Origin of the sequence: Acinetobacter lwoffii (assembly GCF_024129735.1) — a bacterium.
GTDB lineage: Bacteria > Pseudomonadota > Gammaproteobacteria > Pseudomonadales > Moraxellaceae > Acinetobacter > Acinetobacter lwoffii_H.
Genome location: NZ_JAMXXK010000030.1, coordinates 35,897 through 43,419 on the forward strand (window position 1 = coordinate 35,897; position 7,523 = coordinate 43,419).

Annotated in this window: 8 protein-coding genes; 3 read left to right on the forward strand and 5 right to left on the reverse strand. The window is 43.0% G+C overall.

The genetic code is table 11. The annotated features are described in order from the left end of the window. The first annotated feature begins 166 nt into the window (after positions 1-166). Together NI469_RS09880 and NI469_RS09885 are read left to right on the forward strand one after the other, a co-directional pair. Entirely contained in the window at positions 167-1,606 is a 1,440-nt protein-coding gene (locus NI469_RS09880) for a spinster family MFS transporter (protein WP_005262550.1), read from the forward strand. A gap of 185 nt (positions 1,607-1,791) precedes the next feature. Continuing rightward, positions 1,792-2,727 carry a tRNA dihydrouridine synthase gene (locus NI469_RS09885; protein ID WP_253175024.1) on the forward strand — a complete coding sequence of 312 codons (936 nt, stop codon included), beginning with the start codon at positions 1,792-1,794 and terminating at the stop codon, positions 2,725-2,727. A gap of 52 nt (positions 2,728-2,779) precedes the next feature. Here NI469_RS09885 and NI469_RS09890 read toward each other — a convergent pair whose 3' ends face one another. From NI469_RS09890 to rpe, 4 genes are all read right to left on the reverse strand, one after another. Further along, complete coding sequence (locus tag NI469_RS09890) at positions 2,780-3,442, reverse strand: nuclease-related domain-containing protein (RefSeq protein ID WP_253175026.1); 663 nt, start codon at positions 3,440-3,442, stop codon at positions 2,780-2,782. Positions 3,443-3,476: 34 nt separating this feature from the next. After that, entirely contained in the window at positions 3,477-3,959 is a 483-nt protein-coding gene (locus NI469_RS09895; RefSeq protein WP_253175028.1) for a methylated-DNA--[protein]-cysteine S-methyltransferase, read from the reverse strand. A gap of 73 nt (positions 3,960-4,032) precedes the next feature. Next, positions 4,033-4,350 carry a DMT family transporter gene (locus NI469_RS09900; RefSeq protein ID WP_004279177.1) on the reverse strand — a complete coding sequence of 106 codons (318 nt, stop codon included), beginning with the start codon at positions 4,348-4,350 and terminating at the stop codon, positions 4,033-4,035. A 629-nt stretch (positions 4,351-4,979) separates the two neighbouring features. After that, the gene (gene rpe / locus NI469_RS09905) at positions 4,980-5,666 is read right to left on the reverse strand and encodes a ribulose-phosphate 3-epimerase (protein ID WP_253175030.1); all 687 of its coding nucleotides are present in this window, start codon (positions 5,664-5,666) and stop codon (positions 4,980-4,982) included. Between the two features lie 168 nt (positions 5,667-5,834). On the opposite strand from rpe, the gene NI469_RS09910 reads away from it, so the two are divergent. Continuing rightward, positions 5,835-6,113, forward strand: a complete 279-nt coding sequence (locus NI469_RS09910) for a DUF2218 domain-containing protein (protein WP_253175031.1) — start codon at positions 5,835-5,837, stop codon at positions 6,111-6,113. 44 nt (positions 6,114-6,157) lie between these two features. On the opposite strand, the gene NI469_RS09915 is transcribed toward NI469_RS09910, so the two are convergent. After that, entirely contained in the window at positions 6,158-7,297 is a 1,140-nt protein-coding gene (locus NI469_RS09915) for a M48 family metallopeptidase (RefSeq protein WP_005247172.1), read from the reverse strand. Positions 7,298-7,523: the final 226 nt, after the last annotated feature.

Consider the following 7,523-nt stretch of genomic DNA (forward strand, 5'->3'; position numbering starts at 1 on the left):
ATGATTCCTTTTTTTAGTCTTTAAAAATTATTTGTATCTATTCTTAAAAACAGATTGACGCCTATCCATTTAGCCTCTAGATTAATTAAATGCGATACAATATAAAAATAACAATCAAATTAAAAGTATCAAATAAATATCTCAAACGATCAGCACAGGATGTTGCATGATGAATGATAAATCGCTGAACCTAGAAATGGTTGAAAGGACGATTCAACCGCCAAATCAAAGTTTTGAGCCTACACCAGCAGAATCGGCCGTGCCGCTGTCTGAACAGATTGAACCGCCACCGGAAAGCAGCACCTACCAATGGTATGTGGTGGTCATTTGTATGGGGGCTTACATTCTGTCATTTGTAGACCGTCAAATTTTATCGCTCATGATTGAACCGATTAAAGCCGATTTAATGCTGAGCGACACCCAGTTCAGCCTATTACAAGGTCTGGCCTTCTCCTTGTTTTATGCCATTATGGGCCTGCCCATTGCCGCACTGGCGGATCAAAAGTCCCGGATTAAAATCATTGCGACCGGGATTGCTTTCTGGAGTCTTGCCACAGCAGCCTGCGGCCTCAGTAAAAACTTTATTCAAATGTTTATTGCACGTCTGAGTGTGGGTGCCGGCGAAGCTGCGCTTTCCCCTGCCTTTTATTCGATCGTTGCCGATTTATTTCCGAAAGATAAATTAGGTCGTGCACTCGGGGTATATGCCATTGGTGCCTTTATTGGTTCGGGCTTAGCTTTCCTGATTGGCGGCTATGTGATTGGCCTGCTCAAAGATGTCAGCTTCGTGGCTTTACCGCTTATTGGTGAAGTAAAAACCTGGCAACTCACCTTTATGATTGTCGGTCTACCGGGCGTATTGCTGGCCCTACTCATGGTGCTGACGGTGCGTGAACCTGCACGTAAGGGTATGAAAGTCGGTCAGGATGGCCAGGTCATTAAAGCATCTTTCAAAAACTCGATCGGTTTTATCAAGACACATAAAAAGACCTTTTTCTGTCATTTTATTGGCTTTTCTTTTTACACCATGATGCTGTATTCGCTGCTAGGCTGGGCACCTGCCTATTACATGCGTAATTTCGGTCTGGATGCGAGTCAAACCGGTTATATCCTTGGTACGATTATTTTGGTCGCAAATACTTCGGGCGCCTTGTTCTGTGGCTGGCTGATCGACTTCTTCTCGAAACGTGGCTATAGCGATGCTGCAATTCGTACCGGTGCCATTGGCTGTGCGGCGCTGATTATTCCGAGTGTGCTGTTTACTCAGGTCGATAATATGCAGCTTTCATTTGCGCTGATTTTTGTGGCGATGTTCTTCTCCACTTTCCCGATTCCTGCATCGGCTGCTGCTACGCAAATGCTGACACCGAATCAGCTACGCGCACAGGTATCTGCCAAGTTCCTGCTGGTTTCAAACCTGATTGCCTTAGGCGTCGGAACCACTGCTGTGGCGTTAATCACGGATAAATATTTCCAGAATACTCTGATGGTCGGTAACTCGATCTCGATCGTCAATGCGATTGCTGGATTGATTGGTTGCTTCCTGTTGTACAAGGGCTGTCAGTATTATCGTGAAAGTATGAAAGTCGAAAAATTGGCTGACTAAAATGGCTGGATATCGATAAACCTTCTTAAGTTTCACTTTTAAAGGCCTTTAATCCACATTAAGGGCCTTTTTATATCAGCCCAAAAAATTCACTTTTCAGGTACTCATCATTCAATTCAGATCCAGCCTAGACATGCTGCCTAAAAAAACGTATAACACCGTTTTAAATTTACAGGTGTGCACCGTTGAAACTTGTGCTTGCTCCCATGGAAGGCTTAACCGATCCGATTATGCGTGATGTGCTGACATCCGTAGGTAGCTTTGACTGGTGCGTGACCGAGTTTATCCGTGTCACCGATTCCCTTCTACCCGATCATGTTTATCATACTTACTGCCCTGAACTGTTGAATGATGGCAAGACGGCGGCAGGTACGCCGGTACATGTGCAGTTTCTGGGAAATAATCCGGAGATGCTGGCAGCGAATGCCGCCAAAGTGGTGGCAATGGGCGCACCGGCAATTGACATGAACTTTGGTTGTCCGGCCAAAACCGTCAACCGTCATCGTGGTGGCTCAGTCCTTTTAGATGAACCTGAAGTGGTGCATGAGCTGGTTAAAGCCGTGCGTGATGCAGTGCCTGCGCATATTCCAGTTTCCGCAAAAATGCGTCTGGGTTATATGGACCGCAATTTCATGTTGGAAAATGCCCATGCCATTGAAGATGCGGGAGCTTCCTGGGTGACCGTGCATGCACGCACCAAAGCCGATGGTTATACTCCACCCGCATTCTGGGATCAGTTACAACCGATTCGTGAAGCACTCAAGATCAATGTAATCGCCAATGGTGAAATCTGGAACAATGCTGATGCCAAACAGTGCCGTCTGGAATCTGGTTGTGAAGACCTGATGATAGGCCGTGGTGCAGTGACCACACCCGACCTGACCCAATGTATCCGCCAAAATTCGGATGCACCTTTGATGAACTGGAATGAACTGCTACAACTGCAAATTCGTTTTATCAATGGCCCAGCCAAAACCGAGATCGGCATGGTTGGCCGTTACAAACAGTGGCTCGGCATGATGTCAAAACATTATCCTGAAGCCAAAGCCTTATGGGATGAAGTCAAACGGATTAAAGTTCTGGCCGAGATTACCGAAAAACTGAAAGCTTCAAATATTTAAAACCAAAAAGCCTTTGAGTCATTCAAAGGCTTTTTTATGGGATCGTAAAAGCTTATGACTTCTTACGCTGTTTTAAATTTTCTACATGTTCCCGATTGGTTTTCCAGGATTTTTCTAAAACTTCTTTTTCTAGCCGCAGTTGTATCCGTTTTAATTTCGTTTCAGAAACCATCTGCTGATCAAAACTTTTTACATAGTCGGTCCAACCTGCACCCCGAAATACATGATTCGGCATCGGTGTTTTAAACACGGCATCCGGCATAAATACAATCACAGAATGCAGCAGATCTGGCTCCATGATATCTGCCAGAAATTGTTCCAGGACTTTGATGTGCTTATAATTTTGATGAATTGGATTCTGAAATTTATAACTGTTTTTATAGATTTTCTGGGTCCAGGTTTTTTGTCGCTCGTTTCCAAATATCCAGCCTTTATAGTTTTTGGTCTCAATCACAAATATTCCGTAAGGACTTAATAACAGATAATCGATTTGCGTGGTCGCGCCCGTCCTGTCTAGAAGAGTCAAATCATTGAGCAGAATATATTGAGGATCTTTTAAATACAGTTTGACATGGGCAGCAACCGCAAATTCTCCTAATTTCCCTTTTAAAAATGGCTTGAATAATTTAAAAATCATCACGCCAAAGAAAAGCAGAAGAATCCACCCTAAATTGGACCAAAGTGGGCCTAATATCTGTATGATAGAATTTTCCATATTCTAATTTTCATTTATTTTAAGTGCTTAAATATTAATGCGTCCGCTCAATATTTAACAGAATTTGTTTTTTATCCAAACCACCGGCAAATCCTACCAGCTTGCCACTGTGACCAATCACCCGATGACAGGGTACAATAATCGAAATCGGGTTTTTGCCATTGGCAGCACCCACGGCACGTACCGCCTTGATATTGCCGATTTGTTCAGCAATATCGCGATAGCTCCGCGTCTGTCCATAAGGAATGTTCAGTAAAGCCTGCCAGACTTTTTTCTGAAAATCAGTACCGGCAAAGTCCAAAGGCAGGTCAAAAACATTGCGCTGACCAGCAAAATATTCCTGAAGCTGACGTCTGGTTTCAATCAATACCGGGTGCTGCGGATCTTCAACCAAGGTCGCCAGTTTCACCCGATTCGGCTGTTCACAATCCCAAAGCATAGCCACCAGCGCGGTTTCACTCGCGACCAGTCGTAACTGACCTACGGGAGAATCCATATAGAGATAACTTAAGTTCATGATGGCGCCCTGTCCCAATCACTGGAGTTCATTTTCTATATTAACCCAGTTCACCGAGACAGGCAGAAACAAATTATGAAGAGGATACTTTCATCAAAACCAGACCGGAAATGATGAGTACAGCAGCCAGCATACGCAACGCTGTAGCGGGTTCACCCAAAACCCAAATACCAATGAGAAATGAACCCACTGCACCAATCCCGGTCCAGATCGTATAAGCTGTCCCTAGCGGCAAAGTACGCATCGCATAAGCCAGCAAAGCAAAACTCAGTACCATGAAAACAATGGTAATAATACTTGGAGTGAGTCTGGTAAAGCCTTCGGACAGCTTCATCGAATATGCCCAAACGATTTCAAAAATACCCGCAAGAATAAGTACGATCCAGGCCATGCAGCCCTCCTCCTTTTTATATAAGAATCAGGCCGTCCTGACGATTTTTCCTGTAAATTCCGACACGCAATTCACAAGGGAGGTCGTTCCTCCTAGGTGTAAAAATTTTATAAAACCGCGTTGCAGCAATCTGGCTATTTTTACAAAACATGACTTTTCGAGATACAACTTAACTTTGCCTTACTCAAATCTTCACGACATTCATGGCTACTCTGGTTATGGTAGATGTTGAAAATGCCAAGTCAGAAATAGTTCTAATAATCGGGCACTTCATCCACAACAATTACATGAGAATCAGCTCAGAATATTAAGTTATACACATCAATTAAATTTAAACTTTGTCTGGAGAAATTACATAATGAAACACAAATATGCGAGACATTGATCACTTTTTGCTTGGTTCCACTATTAACCTGTGGTGAATAAACAACCACCAAACACAAGGGTTATAAGCGATAAAAAAGAACCCAATTTGAGTTCTTTTTATACAAATTTTGTTTAAATAGCAATCAACCAAGCTAAAAATGATTACATTTTATGCAACATATCCATATGGTTATCAACATAGATATCTACACACTTATCCATAAAGTTATCCACATATTTATGCACTTATAAGTTTTTAACGATTACAGTTGAACCTGTCCCACTCTCGCTAATTCTGCACGCATTTCATCAATCACAGCTTTATAATCTGGCTTGCCAAAAATAGCTGAACCCGCCACAAACATATCGGCACCCGCTTCGGCAATTTCACGAATATTGCTTGGTGTAACGCCGCCATCAACTTCCAGACGAATATCACGACCTGAGGCATCAATCAGTTTGCGTGCCTGACGTAATTTATCCAAAGTCATGGGAATAAATTTCTGTCCGCCAAAGCCCGGGTTCACGCTCATGAGCAGGATTTGATCGACTTTATCCAGCACATAGTCCAGGTAATGCAGTGGCGTTGCCGGGTTAAATACCAGACCTGCTTTTGCACCACCTGATTTGATCAACTGTAAAGAACGGTCAATATGATCAGACGCTTCCGGATGGAAAGTAATAATATCAGCACCCGCTTCAAGGAAATCTCCGATCATGCGATCTACCGGCTTAACCATCAGATGCACATCAATGGGTGCTTTAATCCCATAATTTTTCAAGGCCTTGCAAACACCCGCACCAAAAGTCAGATTCGGTACATAATGGTTATCCATGACATCAAAATGGACAACGTCTGCACCTGCTTCCAACACATTCTCGACTTCTTCACCTAAACAGGCAAAGTCAGCAGATAAAATAGAAGGGGCAATTAAATAAGGCTTGGACATGGGAGAACCTGGCTTGTTGAAATTGGATTTTTCCCATTATATCAAATCCGCTCCGGCTACTGTGATTCGATGTTGCAAGATTAAAACGCTGTGTAACGCTTTGAGGCTTATGCCGGCATCACCGCCTGGTTTAAAGTGCAGGATAATGATGAATAGTGTAGAAGACTGATGAAAAGTATTGCCCATATCCAGACGCAACAAGCTTCACGAATTGCCAAACGCCTGGCCAATCACTGGAAACATAAATTTAATATTGATGAAGCCGAACAAAATTTCCTGATTCATTTTCCAAATGCTGAAGTGATATTGGCTCCTGAACAGGATCATCTAACCGTAACGATTCAAAGTAATGATGAATCCACTGACCTGAATAAACTTGAAAATGTAGTACTGGATCATCTGATCCGTATGGGACAGGAAAATCTGACTGCTAACTGGCAAAGATAGGTATTAAAAAGCCTTGATGATCAAGGCATAGCAATGATCAGAAACTAAATACGATGATTCGCCTGTTCATTAAAGGCATGAATACGCTCAATTCTTTTATCCAGTTCGGGGTGAGATTTCAGATATTTTTTAAACTTCCCGATCAGGCGAATCCATTTCAGTTCGGTTTCTGTCAGGTGTCGGTCTTTTCCATCGATATTGAGAGTGAAATTTTTCATTTTTATAGTTTGCGATTCCTCTGCCAGTATTCTGGCATTTTCCACCCGCTGCAAAAAGTTAGACAAGTGAATACTGGAAATCTGCTGTTGATGCAAATGCTGCATGGCATAGTCATCGGCATCCAGTTCAATCGCTTGTGAGTATCCAGCATCAGTCAACACGACTACAGAGGCTGTGACCACATCACTTAAATCTCCGGTCACCAAGGCAAACAGTCCCGCCGCCCCCAGATTGGAAATCACTTTTTGCATGCTGTGCTTCTGTACCAGATGGCCTTGTTCATGGGCCAGTACTGCAAGGACTTCTTCATCGGTACCGCTGATTTTCACCAGTTCATCAGTCACAATAATGGTGTTATTCGGGATGGCTGCGGCATTCATGCCCATGCTTGATCCGCCTTGACGGAAAATAATCTTTGCCGGTGGTCCAACGGCAATCTTTTGTTCATACAAAGTTTTTAATCGTGTCTGCTGTTCTGCCGGAAGTGTACTTGGCTGGGTCTGGGCAATTAATTGCTGCTCTGTCCGGTTGCCTACTTCAACCAGAATCTGCTCCGGAAGAAGTTTTGCCAGTTGTTTGGCGCTATAAGGAATCCCCCATTTTAAAATAACAATTACTACACTAATCACGATGATCATGGAAAAGAAAATCAGGATTGGTGAACGTTCAAACTTCCAGATCGCATGATAAATATCTTTATGTTTAATCCCGAGCCAATGCGGCGCTTTGCTTAAAAACTCAATCCGACGCTCTTCAGGCAACTCAATAATCGGTTTACGACCACCGACACCCCCAATATAAGCCATGTCCGGATAAGCAAAATAAAAATCTGCATCGCTAACTTGTGCTGGAACATCCTCATCAAGTTTCAAGGCAATTCCTTGTTGCTGATCCGGCACAATCCAGGCACGACGGGCTTCAGCGAGAATTCCATCATAAAACTTAACTTCGACAGGTCGTTTCATCACATTTACTCCTATAGCGACGCATCGAAATCAAATACGTCCAGGATTTCATCGGCCAAGGCACTTGGGTCAGGTTGCAAGATATGCTTCAGGTCAGTTTCATCGTCTACTACATAGAGTTCTAAGTGTTTTAACTAGACTTCCTTCATAAATCATTTTTCAATCAATTTAATTGTTTATCTTTCACCCAATCTAAATTGTATATGCCAGCAAGTAAATTAAACCG

Coding starts and splice junctions, on each gene's coding strand:
- NI469_RS09895 (WP_253175028.1), bottom strand. CDS start 3,959: ATGAACTTAAGTTATCTCTATATGGATTCTCCCGTAGGTCAGTTACGA.
- NI469_RS09900 (WP_004279177.1), bottom strand. CDS start 4,350: ATGGCCTGGATCGTACTTATTCTTGCGGGTATTTTTGAAATCGTTTGG.
- NI469_RS09915 (WP_005247172.1), bottom strand. CDS start 7,297: ATGAAACGACCTGTCGAAGTTAAGTTTTATGATGGAATTCTCGCTGAA.
- NI469_RS09890 (WP_253175026.1), bottom strand. CDS start 3,442: ATGGAAAATTCTATCATACAGATATTAGGCCCACTTTGGTCCAATTTA.
- NI469_RS09880 (WP_005262550.1), top strand. CDS start 167: ATGATGAATGATAAATCGCTGAACCTAGAAATGGTTGAAAGGACGATT.
- rpe (WP_253175030.1), bottom strand. CDS start 5,666: ATGTCCAAGCCTTATTTAATTGCCCCTTCTATTTTATCTGCTGACTTT.
- NI469_RS09910 (WP_253175031.1), top strand. CDS start 5,835: ATGAAAAGTATTGCCCATATCCAGACGCAACAAGCTTCACGAATTGCC.